Here is a 19,879-nt window from a genome sequence, read left to right on the forward strand (position 1 = left end):
TACAAATACATCCTACAATTAAACAGAAACTGGAGAGAGCAAGCGGTCGGCATCGAGGATAAAAACCGTTAAAGAGTCTTGCTTATCTTTAATAACTGTAACATGAGAAGCAATCTCAAGAGTATCTGCGCGGCGATAAGACTCAGGTAACTCTCGAATTTGGTTAATGGGGGCATCCACTAACGTCGGTGTTTCTCCCACCCAAATTCCGAAGAACTCGCCTTCAGTATTTTGAGCAAGAATTAAATAGCCTTTTGTTCCGGATAGTATAGCTTGACTTTCATGAAACAAGCGTCTGTGTAAATCGATTACGGTAATTTCTTGTTCTCCTATATGAGCAACACCAAGAAAATTCAAACCACTGCTATAGACAGGGGTATAATGGAGAACTTTTTTTACTCGCTCGATCGACAAAGCTAAATTGAGCTTTCCCACTTTAAAAATTAAGAACTTTAAGGTTTTTACCCTTTGGGACTTTTGTAACGGATTTTGATAATTAGTAGCGTTTTTGTTCATATTAGTTATTAGTCATTAGTTATTAGTTATTAGTTATTCGTCTTCTTCCTTTCCCTATTTCCTACTCCCGATTAACGATATTGCCAACAGCCGTTAAAAACTGTTGCTCAATATAAGGCTTAGTAAAATAGGCGCTCGCTCCTAAATGGGTGGCTAATTGACGATGTTTATCACTACTACGAGAGGTAAGCATTGCCACCGGAATCTTACTTAAGTCGGGATATCGTCGCCGTTGTCCTAAAAACTCAAACCCATTCATATTCGGCATTTCCACATCACAAATAACTAATTGAATGTTGGTATTATGCTGTAGTTGTTCTAAAGCTTCTCGTCCATCTTTTGCCTGCATGACGCGATAACCTGCCTTTTGCAACGTTAAAGCTAGGGTGCGTCGTAAAGCCGCCGAATCATCCACCACTAAAATAGTAGGAGTCTGATTCATCACGATGGTAGAGGTTGAGTTAGCATCACTCTTTAACTTTTCAGTCTTAGGTGTAGGAGCAACATTACCCAACTCTAAAAAATGTTCTAATAAAATAATCCCATTGAGTACCGGAATCAGAGTACCATCACCCAAAATTGTACAGCCATAAGTATAAACCGGAGCCGCTACAGAACTCCCAAAAGGCTTAATAACTAATTCCTGTTCCGTCACCAGCCGGTTAACTTCTAAAGCGAATATTTGTTGTCCCCGACGCACTAATAACAAAGGCAGTCCCCAGTCGGAAGGCATCGGCACAGCATTTAACACTTTAGAAGAAAACGTTTTAGGTACAGGACAGTTATAGTCTAAAAGATTGGAAACCGGATAAATAGGAATAATTTGTTCTTCCCAATACAAAAACCGTTGCTCGCCAGATTTTTTAATCTGTTCAGGTTCAGGAATAATAATTTCTTCAATACTATCTGAAGGCAAAGCAATGGCACTAACCCCACCCTCAAGATTTTTCGTATTAATTAAACACACCAACAACTTAGCAATGGTCATTGTCAGAGGCAACCGCAAAGTAAACGTCGTCCCCACTCCCGGAATGGAACTAACGCTTACCGTACCTTTAAGAGATTGTAATTGAGAACGAACCACATCCAATCCCACCCCTCTTCCTGACAACTGAGTGACTTTATTGGCCGTTGAAAAACCCGCCTCAAAAATCAACTCAGCCACTTGTTCATTAGACATCACCGCCAACTGTTCAGGAGTCACAATACTCATTTTTAGGGCAGTCGCGCGAATTTTCTCGAGATTTAAACCTTTTCCATCATCCTTAAGTTCAATAATGGTTTGGTTTCCTTGGTGATAAGCGCGAATTTCTATCACCCCCTCCGAGGGTTTTCCTTGCTCCAAGCGATTTTCAGGGGGTTCAATCCCATGATCAAAAGCATTACGTAATAGATGCAGCAGAGGATCATATAATTTCTCTAAAGCCGCCCGATCCACTAAAACCCCTGTACCCAGTAACTTTAATCGTACAGGTTTGTGATAAGTCGTAGATAAATCGCGCAAAACCCGAGGAAAACGGTTTAAAACCTCACCGAGCGGCAACATTCGCGCCCACATCAACTCATCTCTCAGGGTAGTGAGCATTTGCCGTTGTTGTTCAAGGGTTTGATTAGACCCTCGGGCAAACAACACAATATCATCCACAGATTCCTCGAGTTGTAGCATTTCCTCTAAAAGACTTTGTAGCAACGAATAAAGACCCCCATAGCGATCCATCTCCAAAGTATCAAAATCAGATTTATCGGTAATAAAAGATTCCTCTTCACCTACGACATTGGATGCCGCATTAGTACGGGTTGACCACTCAGGAAGCCCATTAAAAGAAGGTCCGAAGCGCGAAGCATCCACCAGCATCAAATCCGAAAACTCTCTCAACTTATTGGCCTTAGAATGAAAACGGCTAAAACGATTGAGCAACTGTCTGACTGAATTTTGAAGCTGGCTATTTTGCAGAGATAAACTATTTCGGTTAATGGCTAATTCCCCCACTAAATTATTCATACGCTCTAAACGGTTAAAATCAACCCGCACAGATAACGCAGAGGCTTCGGCTTTGGGGGCGCTAGATGAGGAAGCGGCAACAGTTGAAGACTTGACAGTGCCGGCTTTGGGGGCGGCTTTGTCTTCCTTAGCCGGTTCTAGTGGCTCCGGCGATTTCGTTAAAGATTCATTAGTCGTCTCATTTTGAGGGATAGCCGGCGGCAGTTGCTCAAAATTTTTCTCCACTAACGAGACAATTTCTTCTAATTTTTCCGCCGCTATCCTTGGATTTTTGCTGGGGTTGGGAACGAGTTCCCGACTGTGATCTTCCACCGATATTTCTGGAGTTGGCATCTCTTCTAGAGAACCAAAAACCTCATCAAGCGAAGGGCTGATTAAGCCTGATGCTTCTAATGTTGCTCCGTTTGGCTCAACTTCTGCGCTTAGGGAACCAAAAACCTCATCAAGCGAAGGGCTGATTAAGCCTGATGCTTCTAATGTTGCTCCGTTTGGCTCAACTTCTGCGCTTAGGGAACCAAAAACCTCATCAAGCGAAGGGCTGATTAAGCCTGATGCTTCTAATGTTGCTCCGTTTGGCTCAACTTCTGCGCTTAGGGAACCAAAAACCTCATCAAGCGAAGGGCTGATTAAGCCTGATGCTTCTAATGTTACCTCGTTTGGCTCAACTTCTGGGGTTAGGGAACCAAAAACATCTTCTAACGAAGGGCTGATCAAGCCTTCCTTTGGCTCTTGTGCTGAAGTAAACGCAGGCGATGAGGAATCTTGCAGGAATTGCTCTAACTCAGGTGAAGGATTGCCGCCCGAAGTGCGATCTCCATTTAAAACTAACTCACGCCCAACTTGAAAGTTAGAGAGAGCTATCTCTCCAATTTCCACCGCTCTTGCTGGATATCGTTCCACCGCAGCCAAAACATTCGAACAAATCGCACCCCAACCCGGTAAATTAAACAGTTCAGCAAAACCCGACAAAATTTCGCTGCTTGCTCTCAAGGCTTCAGCAACTTGAGCATTGTCTTGAGACTGCAAAACAGCCGCTAATTGCTCTAACTCCTGTTGGACATCTATCTCAAAAATTGAACTAGCAATATCAATGCCCAAATCGCTACTATTGGGAATATATTCTTCTTGTCGGTTAAGGGCATCCGCTAGGAGAATTTCTAGCTGTTCAAATACCGGTTCGGCTAATAAAATTGCTTTTTCTTCATCAAAATTTCCCCGTTCAATTTGACTCATTAAAGGAGATTTTAAACAATCAAACCCCTGTTGGAGCAATAGATATAACTCCTCATTTAAAACAGCTTCATCATGATAAAGCGCTTTAAAAACCTTTTCTAAACGGTAAGCTAAACCTCTTAGCGTTTCTAAGCCAGCCATAGCCGCACCACCTTTAATAGAATGAGCCGCCCGCTCAATTTCATGCACTTTTGGCTTAGATTTATCTTGCTGAATATCTAATAATCCTTCTTCTATAGTGGCTAATAATTCAACCGCTTCCTCAATAAAATATAGATAGGCGTGCTGTTTAAGTTCGTCTGATTCTGATTGATTGACGATAGGCTCAACCGCAAGGGGTAAGGTATTCTCTTGCTCCGTTGAACAAAAAGCCAATAATTCAGGACTTGGGCTTCCCCCAGAAGTGCGCTCACCGGCTAACACTTGCTGCCGGGCAGCCTGGAAATTCGCTAAAGCGGCGACTGAAATTGCCACTGCTTGCTCGGGATGAAGTTCTAAAGCATTAATAGCAACAGTAGCGATTTCCTCTAAACCGGGCAGATTTAATAATTGGGCAAAGCCTTGTAACACTTCTGCGGTTGCCCGTAATTCCCCCGCAACTTCATAATTAGAAGGAGAAGCCAGAACCTCAACCAAACGCGCCAACTCTTGAGGCACATCTGTTTCAAAAACCGAAGTCATCATATCCATAGGACCAGAAGAATTCGGTAAAGATTGCTCACTAGCTTTTAGAGCATCCTCGAGAGTGGTTTGCAATTGCTCAAAAATCGGTTTAGCTTTAGCCAGCGCCGCTTCTTCATCATGAGAACCCTTTTCAATTTGTTCGATCAAAGGATTTTTCAAACAATCAAAACCGTCTAAAAGCAGGCCTTCTAACTTGGTATCAATTTCAATCTCATCCCCATACAAAGCCTTAAAGAAATCTTCTAAACCATGAGCAATGGTTCTAATCGCTTCTAATCCAACGCTGGCTGCTCCCCCTTTGATAGAATGAGCCGCTCGCATAATGGCATGGACCGAGCTTTGTGTTTTTTCGGACCTAAGCGTTAATAATCCGGTTTCGATAATTTGTAGCAGTTCTCGGGATTCTTCGATAAAAAATCGATAAGCTTGATCTTGAAAATCATTCCCTAATCGCGGCTCAAAAGATGACTCCTGTGCATCGCTAACCAATTGAGGAGACGATTGTGTATAAGCCAGTAATTCAGGTGTTGGCTTTCCGCCGGATGTGCGATCTCCGGCTAGAACTTGTTGTCGTGCCGCGCGAAAATTCATCAGTGCCACTTGAGCAATCTCTGTCGGCTTGTCTGGATGGACCTCCAAAGCTTGCCTAATGACAGTACCGATAGCCGCGAAACCCGGCAAATTGAATAACTGAGCAAAGCCGCTAAAGATCTCGACTGTAGCCTTTAAATCCCCAGAAATATCCGGTTTGTTGGCGGCGATGGCGGCTTCTAAATCATCTAATTGTTGTTGTACATCCACTTCAAAAATGGATTGCACCAGATCAATACCCAAATCCGCAGAAGAAGGGACATACTCCTCTTTATCCCTCAGAAAATCCCCCAAGCGAAGCAATAATTGCTCAAAAATCGGTTCAGCCTTCTCTAAAGCTTCTTCAGCATCAAACGAGCCGAATTCAATTTGGGCTTTAAGGGGATTTTTCAGGCAATCAAAGCCTTGTAGCAGCAGATCTTCTAATTCCACATCAATGATCAGCGTATCGTTATATAAAGCCTTAAAATAGTCTTCTAAACGATGAGCTAAGATTTGGATCGCCTCTAGACCCACACTAGCCGCACCCCCTTTAATCGAGTGAGCCGCTCGCATAATTTCGTGAACTTTTGCCAAAGAATGCTCAGAGCGCAAGCTCAAAAGTCCGGTTTCTATACATTCAAGTAGCTCTGACGCTTCTTCGATAAAGAATTGATAAGATTGGTCGCGGTATGTAGAATCAAGCATTGTCTTTATTACAGGGAATAGGAGGGCAGGTGGGGGAAAGGGTGATAGTAGCTAAATTGACTTTTGTCTCCTGTCTCCGGTTTTCTGGGGAGACAACGGTTAACGGTTAGCGGTTAGCTGTTTTACCGTCTCATTGATGGCTCCAGTCATGATGCGAATTTGAGCAATGATTTGGGAGATCTCTTGATTGTTGCCCATTGTCGCTGGGAATAAGTCCTCAACAGTCGAGAGGGCCACAATAGCACTGTCGCTCTGTTCGACTGAATCTGAACAATGAGTTAAAATCGTGCTGGCGATCTCATTAATTTGCTCAGAAGCGCCTCTTAATTGTGCTAAGTCTTGTCGGATAGTTTCTAAGTATTGGCTCCCACTGCCCACTTGTTCAGTTCCCGTCGCCATCGCCACAGCAACTTCTTTGGTTTCTCGCTGAATACTAGCGACTAAGATTTCAATTTCTGCGGTAGCTTCAGCAGAGGAGGCGGCTAAAGTTCTGACTTCATCAGCAATGACAGCAAAGCCTCGTCCTTCTTCGCCGGCTCTGGCGGCTTCGATGGAAGCTTTTAGAGCGAGTAGGTGAGTTTGGGCAGCAAAGCGGCTAATTAACCCCACTACTTTAGAAATGGCTTGTGATGATTCTCCTAAATGTTCAATTTTTTGGGTAGTAACAGCGACAGTTTCCGCTATATTGTCCATTTGAGCCACAAGAAGCTCGATGGTACTATTGGAGTTATCTATATTTTGCTCGTACAGGGCAAGGGTGGATCGTTCTTTATCGGCGACAAGGGCTATTTGTTCTAGTGTGGTTTTGAGTTGTTCCATCTGAGTAGACAAAAAGCGGACGCGCTCATCAATTTGGATACTATTGGTGACTAACAATTGATTAAGCTGCTGATGAGAGCCTAAACTAAGATCAAGCTCATCAGATAGGGAATTTAAGCTGTTGAGAGTGCCCTGTAATTTAGAGAAGATCTGGTTGATTTGATGCGCTAAGTTGCCGATTTCTCCTTCGCTCTTAGTTACCCGGACGCTCAAATTGCCGCGTGTGGCCGGTTCAAGTTGAAACCCAAGGGCCTGAGCATCACTTCTGAGGCTATTAATCATTCCTCTGAGTTCGTTTTGTTCTAAAAGGAGATGTTCTCGTTGATGGAGTAGATGGAGGGCAGCACCAAGGTTAATGCCCATATTTTTGAGAAAGTCGATTTCCGAAAAGTGCCAAGCATGGGGGTTTTGACAGTGGTGAGCGATTAATAAGCCAAAAAGCTCCTCCCCAACGATGATGGGCACTACTAAATTAGCTTTGACTTGAAAAGGTCTTAATTGTTGTAAATAACATTCGGTTAGTCCTGCGGCTTCAATGTTTTCCAGTGCCCTGACACGCCCCTGACGGTAAAATGCAACATATTTCTCAGCGAAGCAAGGATCTCCTAGATAAATGCCCAGACTTTGAGAAAAAGTCGAGTTAACTGATTCCGCAATAATTTTGCCGTACCATTTCTCATCAAATTGATAGACGATGACCCGATCTACTGATAAAGCTGTTCGACAGTCTGTCACCACTTTTTCTAATAATTGGGGAACGTCTTGATAATTGGCTAAAGCTTGAGTGATTCGGGCTAGTTCTTCCGATAAATTTTTTTCATTTTTTTGAGAGTTTATCAAGGTTTCTCTTTCTAAGATTAATTGAAGAAAATGAGCCGTATTTTTTAAGAAAGAAAGGCGAGAAGTATTGTAAGCAATTCCGGGAATTTGGGTATCAATAATTAAAGCTCCTAGGAAAATATCTTCAGTTTTTAAGGGAAATAAAATTCCGGCATTAATTCCTATTGATGAGAGGAGCGGCGTTAAGGGACAAGGCCGAGTATTGTCGAACTCAATCAAGTCTTTCTGGGCTAATAAATTTAATTTTTCAGTAGATTGTATCGTTCCTAAATTCGTTTTTTTGCCTTGGTAGGTGATCAGTTCTTGCTGCCGATTGGGGTTGATTTTATAAATAAAAACTTGTTTACATTTTAATAAAGAAGCCGTTAATTGAAGGATTTTTTCTATTTTTTTAGTTTCTAATTTAATTTCTAATTCTTTAAATATTTTGAGTATTTCCGTTGAAATATAAGCTTGATTTTCCCTCTCATCAAGCTGCACTTTAATCTTATTAAGATTGCCAAGAGTTTGCCCAATTTCTTCATCGGTTTCGGGGTTAATCGAGGAATAATAATCTCCTCGTGCTAGGTCTGATGTGACTTGTTGTAATTGTTTTATAGGACGAGTGATAGCTTTTAATATCAGGGCAGAAAATCCCAAAGCCACAGTAGCAATAGCCACAGATAAGCCGAGTTGAATTTGCAGACTATTGCTGGCTAATTGACGAGAATTTTGATGTTTTTCGGCATAAAGAATGACGGCTTCATGACTTTTTTTATCAAAGGGGATAGTCTGAGCTTTAATTAGATAAGTTTGCTCTTTTTCTCCCCAAGTTTTTTGCACGGGTTGACCATTATTATTACTGGCTTCTTCTAAGAAATTTTGTACAGAATTTTGATTACCCAAGAGCTTTAATAGAGCCGCCGATGAATGACTAGAACTATTTTCTAAAATATTTAAAAAGGAACTTTCTCCGTCAAGCGGTTGAAACTTGCCAGTAGAAGAACGAATATAAACAGAACTTAATTTTATATTTTCAAAATTGTTTTTTGATGAAAAAATTCCTTTAAGAGTTAAGGCAGCAATGCCAATCATTCCACTAAATGATAAAAAGAATAACAGCATCAATAGCTGAGTTTTTTGGGTAATGGGCAACTTATAAAGCTGTTGAAAAATAAAATTAGGAGGAGAATGGGTTTTTCCTTTTTCTGAAGAAAAATTAGGAGTGCCAGAATCATAAGTTTTAATTGTATATTGAGTTTGTGTATCCATTGTTTTCTCAGGAGTCAGTGAACTGAGTAGGAAATCAGGAATCGGGAGTTAGTTGCTAAAACTGAAAACGGTTGACGGTTAACTGGTAACTTTTAACAGGCAAGGTTCATTCAACTTTAAAAGCTTGAACACTTTCTTGTAAAGCTTGAGCCACTTCAAGAAGCTGTTTAAAAGAATCAGAAACTTGAGTCGCTTCTAAAGAGGTTTTATCAGACAGGACAGCTACTTGAGCCATCATTTGGGTTACCGAGTCAGAAGTCGCTGATTGCTCCAAAGCTGATTGAGTAATGGCTTCAACTAACTCATTAATTTGAATACTAACAGCCGTAATTTGGTTAAGACTCTTACGAGTTTCATCTACTAACTTTGTCCCCATGACTACTTGCTCTGTCCCTGCTTCCATCGCCGCCACTACTTCATTGGTTTCTGCTTGAATACTGGCAACTAAAGACTCAATTTCGGCTGTAGCTTCCGCAGATTGGCGAGCTAGAGAACGGACTTCATCAGCAACCACCGCAAAACCTCGTCCTTCTTCTCCTGCGTGAGCCGCTTCAATAGAAGCATTGAGTGCGAGTAGGTTCGTTTGGTCAGCAAAACTACTAATCAGGTTAACGACTTTAGAAATCTTTTGCGATGACTCCCCAAGTCTTTTAACCTTTTTAGCGGTTTCAGCTACGGTTTCTCGAATAGCCATAATCCCGTCAACTGTGCGGTTCATGGCATCTTCTCCCGCTTCTACCGTCAGTGCCGCTTGAGCAACCGCCGATTCAGCTTGTTCAGCGTTGGCGGCTACCGCTCGAATTGAGCCGCTCATCAATTGCAATTGTTCGAGAGCTACAGAGACATTTTCGGCGCTGAGGATAGCATCTCCCGAGAGAGCATGAATGGCTTCTTCATTGTAGGTGGTGGTGGTGGCTAGAGCGATGGCTGCATTTTTAACCTGAGTTACAATGCGGCGCAAATTTTCGATAGTGGCGTTATAGGAGTCAGCAATGGTGCCAATTTCATCTTCGGTAACCGAGGCGCGAATCGTTAAATCTCCTCTGGATACGGGGTCAACTTCCATCAGCAACTCTAGAGCGCGTCTTTGGATTTGTTCTCTAGCCCAACGTTGTTCTTCTTCTGCTTTGCGCTGTTGTTCGAGTAGGTCGGTCCGGTCGAGAGCGAGTCCTACTTGAGTAGCAATTTGGGAGAAAAAGTCGATTTCTGCTTGTTCCCAATAGCGCGGCTGATCGCATTGATGGGCAATCAGTAATCCTAACAGTTCACCTTTATTGAGAATAGGGGCCACCAGATTCGCTTTTACCTTAAACGGTTCAAGTTGTTTGAGATGACAATCTGTTAAGCCGGCTTCGTAAATATTAGAAGTGGCTTTAACGCGGCCTTGACGGTATTTATCGACATATCGGTCAGCAAAACAGGGGTCAGCAATTTCTGCTTTTAAAGCTTTGGGCAAACCCTCGCCTACTGATTCAGCGATAATGGTTCCTTTCCAGTTAGCATCAAAGCGATAGACGATCACGCGATCGGTATTGAGCGCTAGACGCATTTCCCGACAAACCAGTTCAAACACATCTCGATTGCTCAAAGCGGAAGCAATTTTAAGGGTGATATCCCGTAAATTTTGGGCACGCATCGCTTCTTCTTTACGCTGGAGTTGGTTGTTAAGGCGATCTAGAACTGTGTTGAGTTTTTCAGCCACAGAGAGAGTAAAACTCACCTCTCCTTGAGTCCAAGCATGAGGATTGGTGCAATGATGAATGATTAATAGCCCGTAGAGTTTGCGCTCTTTGAGCAGAGGGACAATTAAACTGGCTCGAATTTGCAGGCGAACTAATAATTCTAAATGTTCTGGATGTAAAGATTCATTAAAAACATCTTCTATAGCAGTAATTTGACCATTGACGTAGGATTCTAAAACCTCAATGGGGATACAGGGGTCAGTGATATGTTGATAGAGGGCACTCGACCAACCCTCAGCAAGAGATTCATGGGAAATATAGCCGCTCCCATCGCTTTTGAAGCGATAAATCACTGTCCGGTCAGCGTAGAGAATGTTTCTCAGTCCTTCGAGAGTGGTGTTAAAGATGGGAGTTAGCTGTTGTTCATCGGTTACCAGGGTGCCTCCGATTTCAGCCAAGAGGTTAGCTTGTTGAATAGATAGGGTTTGTTGCTTGACTAGGGTTTTGAGTTGCACGGTCATGGCGTTAATATTTTCCCCGAGAATGGCCAATTCATCTTGTCCGGCTAATTCAACGCGAGTATCGAGTTCTCCGCGACCAATTTGGCGGACAGCTTTGGCCACCGAACGAATCGGACTGGTAGCCCGGTCAGCTAACCACCAAGCAGTAATTCCCACTAAAAGGCCGCTGACTCCTATGCTTAAGAGGAGGGTTAAACGAGTTTGAGCATAAATATGGGCCAAATCTTGCTTAAATTGTTGATCTTGGCCATATTTTTGTGCCTGTTGGTTCAGACTTCCGTGCAACTCAGAGTAAGTCGCTAATCCCACAAAGGTAGCTGGCAAGATGCCAAGCAAACAAGCGATCACGGCGGCTTTATAGCGTAGTCCTTGTTTGTCCCAGAACCGTAAGCGCAGGTTTTTCAGAGACAATGGCGGCACTGAAAGGGAAGACTTTTGAGAGGGATAATTGCCTGGGGAAAAGATTGTACTAGGATTATCTTCTGAGTCGCTTTGCTGCCGATAAGATGTTGGTAGAGGTAAAGGAGGTAAAGGAGGAAGAGGGTCTTGTGATGAGTTGAGTTCCAGACCAGGTTCTTTTAGGTTAGGCGAGGAAGGATTTACGGGTTTAGAGTGGTCAGGATTGGGCGATGAAGAAGTCTGAGTCATGAAATTAACCTCTTGAAATAGTGGGTTAGTTTAACTAACTGCACCCGAACATCACTGAGGACAGTGATGAGTTAAACTCTAGTCAAATAAAGGATATGAATAATGGCAAACCCTATGAGGGGCTACAGTTATAATGTTCCCTAAACCCAAGTGGAATTAACACTCCTGCCTAAAAATTTTCTGAGTCTGTCAACAACAGGGTGTCGGGTGTCGGGTGTCGGGTGTAGGGGGAAGGCATCATCTCTGGGCTTGTACCCCGAGATGATGCAATCGTCTTAAAAAACGGGGCTTGTACCCCACTGGCTGTTGGGGCGGCTTTTTTTCCCCACACCCATTCCCCTACAACGGCACTCAACATGGCGAGGAAACCTCGCCATCCGTGCCTCCCCTACACCCGCCCCAACGGGGCTTGGTCACTCATAGGAGCAGCCCTTTCAAGGTGTTCGTTTTTTGGGCTGAATTTTGGCTAAAATTTTAGCAGTGGAAACATGAGGGCGTTTGGTAGGAGGAGTACGTTTAAATCGCCTTCTCGTCTTTTTAGGAGAGCGGGGATGACATACAAAAACTGTTAGATTAACAAGAGAAGCTAATCTTTTAAGCTCTGCCGTTAGCTCAATCAAACTCATTTTGGCAAAAATTGTCCACTCTTGAGCCGGAATGGCAATCATCATACCTCGATAAATTCCACGAATTTCATCGGCTAAATAATAGCTCGAAATTTCTTTTTCAACTTTTTGAGTTCCATGAACACTTTTAAGAGCAGCTAATACCACAGCAAGAATATTGTAAGAAACTAAGGCAACACAAAAAGCAAATAGGGCAGCTTTGGGATAGCCAAGTGTTTTAATTTCACAGTTAAAAATAACCGTTAAGATTTGAAATAATGTTTCAAGAGTCCAGCGTTTGCGGTAGAGTTGAGCAACCACAATGGCACTTGCCTCAGTAACAGGAAGATTTGTAACAATAAAAATTTCTTTATCTCCGTCTCGTGTTGCTTGTTCTAAAACAATTTTAACTTGCCGAATTTTTGATAAATATCCATCATCATCACTAACTGTAATAGTTTGTTCAAAAACTTTTCCCCCTTCTATTAAACCAACCTCATGAAACTTTTCTCCATTATGCCAAGGAAGACATTGATGTTGGCGGATCAGAAAAAAACCTTTTTGGGCTGCAATACCACTTAAAAAGCTTAACGTACAAAAATTTCGGTCAGCTATCCATACATCATCTTCTTCTACTGTTTTTAAAACTTCTTTTAGAAGAGAGCGTTCTTGGGCATGACCATCCTCAATCGGGAAAACATCGATCGCTAACATTAAAACTGGATCAAGTACCACTAACGATTGCCCCGATAATGGAATGCTATTACATGAACTTAGTGGCTTTAAACGATGTTCACTGCCAGATAAAACATTACCGTCTAAAATCTTAACCCGATAACCTGCTAACCAATCTGGCAAATTTGGGTTTAAATGCCGAATAATCGCTTCCATTTCACTAGCTGTTTCTCTAACGAGTTCGGCACTTATATTAGGCTCCATTGCATTTAACTTGTTATAGACTGAAGTGACGGAAACATTTATATTCGATGCTTTTGCCTGATAAGCCGCATGAATTGAGGGCCGAATTCCGCAAGATACTGCATTCATCATCTCCACGACTGTCGAAAACAGTAGTTCTCTTGTGTACTGAGTTGTCGTGCTTCTTTCAAATAAATCGTCAAGTTTTTGAGGAGATAAAACTTTTTCTAGAAGCCCCCGCACCATAACTGAAACTGGGCTGGCTTCCACAAAACGCTCAAACACTTGACTAAGAACCATTCTAGCTATTCCCCTAATGCAAAAATTGGATTTCTTTACCTAACTATAAATCGGGGAAAATGACAAGACCTTGAAAGGGCTGCTCCTAACTCAGTACGTACCTGGACATAAATAAAGCACTCTGTACCCGTGAAATGTAAAACTATCCGAACTCTTACCCATTGTCCTTTCCCCCTTCCCCATTCCCCAATCTCACAGTTAACTTTATTTATGTCCGACTACTTACCCGCACTTACCTGAGTTCGATAGGTTTTTAACCCTAAAAATGAAGCATTTCCTCTGACCTTTTTGGCCACAGGAAAATGAGAGCTAATACTCAACTCAAAAAATTCGCTTTTTAGAAAAAATTGCTAAATATATTTATAAATTTGAGGATTAAGGTTTTGGGAGGGCAGCCATAATGGCCTCACCATCAAGAGTTACCATCATCTTACCGCCAGGTTTTAACCAATAGCCGCGTAAAAAGGGAGCTAAACAGGGAGTAATCGCAGAAGCCGGCGGAGATTGAATCTCTTGAGGATTACACCATTCAATATCCTCCACCTGACTAACCACTAAACCTAGCACTTGACCTTTGACTCTAGTGGGTGCTTGCTCACTACTCATGGAGTGAAGGACGATCGCTCGATAAAACGATGATGTGATAGATTGTTGATGCCAGGGAGTCAGTCCTAACAATTGTCCGAGATCAACCATCCAGAGAATTTCACCCCGCCAATTGTACACTCCCATGATCCAACTCGGCATTTGGGGAATCGGAATAATTTGTCCTAAAGGGATACTTAACACCTCTGTCAGTTGTGTCAGGGGTAGGATAACAGTGGTGTCAGGAACCAGATAAAACCTTAAAAACTGTTCTAAGGAACCTTTTTCTTGCACGTTGGTGGATGAAAACAAGGGAACTTTAGCAGGAATTTTAGGGGATGTCATCAGTGTTATTCCTTTGCGGCTTTAATCTAAAATTCAAGAAGCTGCTTGACGGTACGAAGCAACAATTGCTGATCCACTGGTTTAGGGATGTAGGCATCTGCACCCTGTTTCAGCCCCCAAAATTTATCCATTTCACTCCCTTTTGTAGAACAGAGAATGACGGGAATTTTTTGGGTTTTTGCTTCGGCTTTGAGGACCCGACAAATTTCAAAACCACTCCGACCCGGCAAAACCACATCCAAGACAATTAAGTCTGGCAGTTGACTATTAAGTTTTTCTAAGGCTTCCTCTCCACTATTGGCTGTGGACACAGTAATACCTGCTTGTTTCAGGTAATGGGTGATAATTTCGCGTTCTGTTAAAGAATCATCAATGACTAAGGCAGTACCCATAACATTTACCTCTTGATTACGTAACTAAAGCTTGGTGCAATGATTCAACTATTTTTAAAATGCCCCAAAAAGAAGAATAAATGATCAACCTTTAGACGGGTGCCTCTTCTTTAAGATGTTTACGAATAATGCCTAAAACAGTTTCAGGATTAACAGGTTTACTGATAAAGTCACTCGAGCCTACCATTTTGGCTCTAACTCGGTCAACTAAGCCATCATTACCGGTTAAAATAATGATCGGCGTGGTTTTAAAATAAGACATTTTACGTAATTGAGAACAGATTTCATAGCCATTGGCATTTGGCATGACTAAATCTAAAAAGATTAATTCGGGTTTACGGGCTAAAAGAATAGCGATCGCTCTTAGGGGATCATTGATGGCAACAAATTGATAGTTGGCTGATGTGAGAATTTTTTCCATCGTTTGACACATCAGAGGACTATCATCAATACAGGCAATCAGTGGCCCCGGAATGGGAAGTTCTACAGCAACCGCCGTCGTGGTGGGTGGTGATATGGGAGGCGGCAAATCTGGGAGTTGGATTAATTCTACTAATCCCAATTGTATATAAGGTAATAGAGAACTGGTAACGGTTAAGACATCTCGTTTCATCCTAACTGCCAAATCCCGCAGGGTTTGTTGACCATCTAGCAGTTGTCTGAGGGTTTGATAAACTTGGGGAGAGGTTCTCTGTTGTAGTTGCTCGGGTTGTCGAATGATCGGGGCACAATTGGGAGAGCGATCAGCGATTTTGGCGGCTTGCCAAGCTTGCCACAGTTCTTGACATTGGGCGATGACTTGTTCAGCATCAATTAAGACTAAGCGGGTGGATAATAAATCGTCTTGTCTGAGTTCGCAAGAGACTTCCATCATCTGAGTGATGTCAAATAACACTTCGACAATGGTATTACGGATCATTCTGGCGGCTTGTTCTCGGCTGATTTTCTGTTGTTCTACCCACAGACACAACAGTTGATATTCCCAACAAACTTGTATATCGAAGGGACCGAGACTCGCCAAAGCAAGTTGTATAAATTCGGGGGTTAATTGGGGAAAATAGGCTGATAGATTGCGTCTCCACCGTCTGACGGGATGAACTCCCCCAGTAGCGAACATAATGCGGCCCAAATACAGATAAAATTCCCATTTTTCGCCTCTGGGGCCTGTTAATATCAGTTGGCCGCTAAATCGAGGTTGCTTGAGGGTTTCAAAGAACCCTGTTTGTTTAGTTGCCGTAAATTCCCTAATCGATACAGGATTATAAAGGGGATCTTTACCAGTCATCATTAAACATTGATTTGATACAAATCAGTGATCTACATTAATAGAGTTCCCCAAAATCCTCAAAAATTTACATCTCTCCCAAAAATCTCTTAGTCGCCAGATGGTCATTCAAACTACCGGCTAAAGACTTGTAAAATCTCGACAATTGTGGTAAAACTTACTCTCTCACCTCACCGTCGCCTACAACGTCTCTAGTTCAAGAACTCGTCGCTGAGTCTATTTGCTCAGAAAGTTCTCACACAAAAGCTCAGTTTCAAGCAAAAAAATTGCCGGTGCATCGGGAATTTGAATCATTTTTGAACTAATACATTGAAGGTTTCCCATCGCTAAATAAGCATCGGGAATATCTGTAAAAGCTGATTCTGATACTCTTTGAATAGTTGGCGGTGAGTCGATGGGTAACCCCCAAATATTGACGGTAGGATTAGATAAAATGGCTAAATAACGCTGCTCCTCTTCGGCAAAATCAGCGATTTTTTCTAAATTTTGTTGTGCTTCTCCAAAAATTTTATAGCCGACATCAATCACTAAAATTTCTTGGTTTTGATAGCGAGTTAAACCCAGTCCTGTTCCTTTCGGATCGCCGTCTATATTTTCTAAGACAATGACTTTTTGGACTGAAGTTATCGGCAAGGCAAACCAACAATTTCTTAGACGAAAACTAATAAAGGTTTTTTTAGCTTCTGCCTGATATAAAGCTTTTCTACGAGGATAAATAGAAGTAAAAAGAGCCATAATTAATTTTTATTTGTAAGCGTTGAAAATTGACATAAGTCGGTGAACAGACATGAGGGGCAGGTGTTCCCACTCCTACTGGCTCCTATCTCCACCCATTTTGCTGTAAATTACTGATTCAAGAGTTTGGAGTAACTCCTGTGCCTGAAAAGGTTTAGTCAAATAAGCGATCGCGCCTAAATTAAAAGCAATTTGCCGATGTTTATCGCCACTGCGAGAAGTCAGCATCATCACCGGCAAAGAACGAAAGAGCGGCTCAGATTTGACATGAGCTAAAAAGCCGTATCCATCTAATCGAGGCATTTCAATATCACAAATGACAGCCGCAATGGGTAAACCTTTTTTGAGAAGCTCTAAAGCTTCTTGTCCATCTTTAGCTTGCTGTACCCGATAACCAGCTTTTTCTAAAGTCAAAGCCAGAAAACGACGAATATTAATGGAATCATCTACCACCATCACAGTTGCTTTAAAAGAGGCAGTGGCATAGCTTGATGCTTGTCTGTCAACTGAATCGAGCTTATGACCTTCCTCCCATTGCTGGTGGGTTGATGTGGTTGTCCGCATTTCTGATTCAGTCCAGGAGAGCGCCGCTTCTTTCCCAGAGCGACCTTGCTCAATAATGCGTAACAAACCAGTGGCATCAACGAGCGGCACTACTCGACCATCGCCGGTAATAGTACAACCCGTAAAGCCACTAGGGAGTTTAATGGGGCCTTCAATGGTGCGAATAGAAACTTCTTGTTCTCCCCAGTAAGATTCCATCTCGAGGGCGATTCGTTCATTGCCTTGTGACATAATCAAGACCACTGGCTGATTAATTTTGGGCACTGCATCGGTTTGAGGCTTTTCGTAAGGACGGGAAAAATGCAGCCACTCTCGAAGGGCGTAAAAGGGGATCATGCTATCATCCCAATGTAAATACTTAACACCGGTGCTAGTTAAAACCATATCTTCTGAGGCGATGAGCATCTCCTCTACAGCATTGCTAGGAATAGCAAACATTATCCCTCCAGTTTCGAGCAACAGCACGCGCACTACCGAAAGGGTAAAAGGAACAGAAATTACAAAAGTCGTGCCTTTGCCGGGCACCGTATCAATATTGATTTGTCCGCGAATTTGTTGAACCTGAGTGCGAACGATATCCATTCCGACTCCTCGTCCGGATAAATCACTCACGGCAGATGCAGTGGTAAATCCTGGTTCAAAAATCAGGTCGAGAAGTTCTTTTTCGGTCGCTTTAACTAACATCGATTCTTCGAGACCCATCTCAAAAGCGGCAAGACGAATTTTTTCAAAATTAATACCGGACCCATCATCAGAGAGTGTAATGACCGTTTGATTTCCTCTATAAGCCGCACTCAGTTCGATGGTTCCTAGGGGGGCTTTTCCTTTTTTAAGCCGCTCATCGGGTTTTTCTATACCATGATCAAAAGCATTGCGGAGTAAATGCACCAGAGGGTCTTTAAGGGCTTCTAGAATGGTTCGGTCTATCAAGGTAGTGCTTCCAGAAATCTTTAATTGAACCTGCTTACCATAACGTAATTCCATTTCTCGGATGGCTCTCGGGAATCCTTTCACCAAATCCGAAAAAGGACGCATTCTCACTTGAGTGACTTGGTCTTGGAGGATGTGGGAAGTTCGGGTCAAATTACGGGCTTTTCGTTGGGTATCTTCTAATTTTAAATCCAGGTCCTCGGTTAATTCTTGAACTTGGACGATTTTTTCCATTAATTCTTGTAAAAATAAATGTATTTCGCTGTAGCGATCCATCTCTAAGTGATCGTCAAAAACACCGCGAAATTGTTCAACCAAACTCGGGGGTGATGAAGCCATCGAGGGATTGAGCGACTCGGGTTGAGAACTTTTTCCCGACGAGGCCACTGTAAGATACTGAGTTTCCTTTTTTTCTGGGATCAGTGGGTTAGTATCCCAGTTGCCGGCGTTATCGTATAAAGTTCTTAAATTCGAGTTAGATTGATATAAGGTTTTTACTTTAATTTTCAGAAGATTTAATAAATCCCGAAAGCTAGACAGTTGTAAATTTAGCCCATTTCGTTCAATGGTTAATTCTCCTACAAGATCGCTGAGTTGTTCTAATTGTCGAACGGCTACCCGAACAGTATTTTCGCTCTCAACCCCTTCGATAACAATAGAAGAATCAAATTCATAATTGTCTTCGGCTTTAAGACTTGCAGTCGGCGAGGGAACGAGGGATGTTTCTGACAATGTTTCTCGTTGAGGGGAGACGACCAAATCTTCTAAAAAATTGCCTTCAGGTAAAAACGAGAAATCATCGGCTAGTTTAAACTCTTCGCTATTGAGGGGAACGATTTCAGGGGTTAACAAAGACTCCTCAGAAGATGAAGGTGGGGAATAACTGCCTGATTTGCCGTTTTCTGGCTCTAACTCTAAACGAGAGGGTAAATTATTGAGGTGACCTACTAAGACCAAGGCCTGAGAGCGTTGCCAAGCAGAAAGTGCCTCTTGAGCAATATGGGCCAGTTGAGTTTCATCAGCATTAGCTAAATGTTGGTGAATATCGCTACACAAACTCGTAAACTTGCTCAGATCTAGCATTTCTCCGAGTCCCCCCAGTTCTTGCGCGGCTAGGCTAAACTCTTCTTTTAAACAGATCTGTTGTGGGGAGTTGATTACCTCTTGAAGTCGTTTTAGGCAAGTGTCTACTTCTGTCTGGAACAAAAGAGTAATGATGTCTTCGCTGGTGTCAGCGTTAATGAGTTTGGGGGTGTCTTCAATGTGAGGGTCGCCAAGATGTAAATGTAATTGTTGAAATACAGAATTGATCTGAGTTTCTAGATCTTTTGGCTCAACGTTTTGCGGGTCATGATGATAAAGACTGATAACATTTCGTAAACAGTCCACACTCTCAAGCAAAAGCCGTTCTATTTCAGCATCCACTTGAGCCGCTTGCTTGGCTTTGATGATTTTTAAAAAGTCTTCTAGTCGATGAGCGAGGTCTCTCAATTTTTCATAGCCCATCATGGCGGCTCCTCCTTTAATAGAATGAGCAGCCCGTAAGATGGAATCGAGAGTTTTTGGTTGGCGGTTAGCGGGTTTAGTTAAACCTAAAACTCCTGACTCAATTTCTGCTAAATAATCATTAGCCTCATCGAGAAAATGTAGTCTAACTTGTTGTTCGGGGTCCATAGTTTATTAGTCATTAGTCATAGGTGGTTGGTCATGGTTTTTTTTCCTTTCCCCCTTCTGCTTTGGTTGATT

At 42.4% G+C, this 19,879-nt stretch carries 11 protein-coding genes; all 11 read right to left on the reverse strand.

All coding sequences use genetic code 11. The features are described 5' to 3' along the window. Positions 1-18: 18 nt before the first annotated feature. Complete coding sequence (locus CYAN7822_RS05475; protein WP_013321239.1) at positions 19-516, reverse strand: chemotaxis protein CheW; 498 nt, start codon at positions 514-516, stop codon at positions 19-21. A 61-nt stretch (positions 517-577) separates the two neighbouring features. Further along, positions 578-5,713, reverse strand: coding sequence for a hybrid sensor histidine kinase/response regulator (locus CYAN7822_RS05480; RefSeq protein ID WP_013321240.1), 5,136 nt, complete (start codon positions 5,711-5,713; stop codon positions 578-580). A gap of 99 nt (positions 5,714-5,812) precedes the next feature. Then, positions 5,813-8,623, reverse strand: a complete 2,811-nt coding sequence (locus tag CYAN7822_RS34450) for a methyl-accepting chemotaxis protein (protein WP_013321241.1) — start codon at positions 8,621-8,623, stop codon at positions 5,813-5,815. A gap of 106 nt (positions 8,624-8,729) precedes the next feature. Further along, positions 8,730-11,474, reverse strand: coding sequence for a methyl-accepting chemotaxis protein (locus CYAN7822_RS05490; protein WP_013321242.1), 2,745 nt, complete (start codon positions 11,472-11,474; stop codon positions 8,730-8,732). A 169-nt stretch (positions 11,475-11,643) separates the two neighbouring features. Continuing rightward, entirely contained in the window at positions 11,644-11,832 is a 189-nt protein-coding gene (locus tag CYAN7822_RS05495; protein WP_041933144.1) for a hypothetical protein, read from the reverse strand. A 76-nt stretch (positions 11,833-11,908) separates the two neighbouring features. Further along, on the reverse strand, positions 11,909-13,297 hold the full coding sequence (locus CYAN7822_RS05500) for an IS4 family transposase (RefSeq protein WP_013321243.1): 1,389 nt from the start codon (positions 13,295-13,297) through the stop codon (positions 11,909-11,911). A 375-nt stretch (positions 13,298-13,672) separates the two neighbouring features. Beyond that, on the reverse strand, positions 13,673-14,227 hold the full coding sequence (locus tag CYAN7822_RS05505; RefSeq protein ID WP_013321244.1) for a CheW domain-containing protein: 555 nt from the start codon (positions 14,225-14,227) through the stop codon (positions 13,673-13,675). Between the two features lie 26 nt (positions 14,228-14,253). Beyond that, the gene (locus CYAN7822_RS05510; protein ID WP_013321245.1) at positions 14,254-14,619 is read right to left on the reverse strand and encodes a response regulator transcription factor; all 366 of its coding nucleotides are present in this window, start codon (positions 14,617-14,619) and stop codon (positions 14,254-14,256) included. A gap of 91 nt (positions 14,620-14,710) precedes the next feature. After that, a complete protein-coding gene (locus CYAN7822_RS05515) occupies positions 14,711-15,907 on the reverse strand; it encodes a response regulator (RefSeq protein WP_013321246.1) in 1,197 nt (398 codons plus the stop codon). A 213-nt stretch (positions 15,908-16,120) separates the two neighbouring features. Next, positions 16,121-16,639, reverse strand: coding sequence for a chemotaxis protein CheW (locus CYAN7822_RS05520; protein WP_013321247.1), 519 nt, complete (start codon positions 16,637-16,639; stop codon positions 16,121-16,123). A gap of 75 nt (positions 16,640-16,714) precedes the next feature. Continuing rightward, complete coding sequence (locus CYAN7822_RS05525; protein WP_013321248.1) at positions 16,715-19,807, reverse strand: hybrid sensor histidine kinase/response regulator; 3,093 nt, start codon at positions 19,805-19,807, stop codon at positions 16,715-16,717. Positions 19,808-19,879 lie beyond the last annotated feature (72 nt).

Origin of the sequence: Gloeothece verrucosa PCC 7822, assembly GCF_000147335.1 — a bacterium.
GTDB classification, from domain to species: Bacteria; Cyanobacteriota; Cyanobacteriia; order Cyanobacteriales; family Microcystaceae; genus Gloeothece; species Gloeothece verrucosa.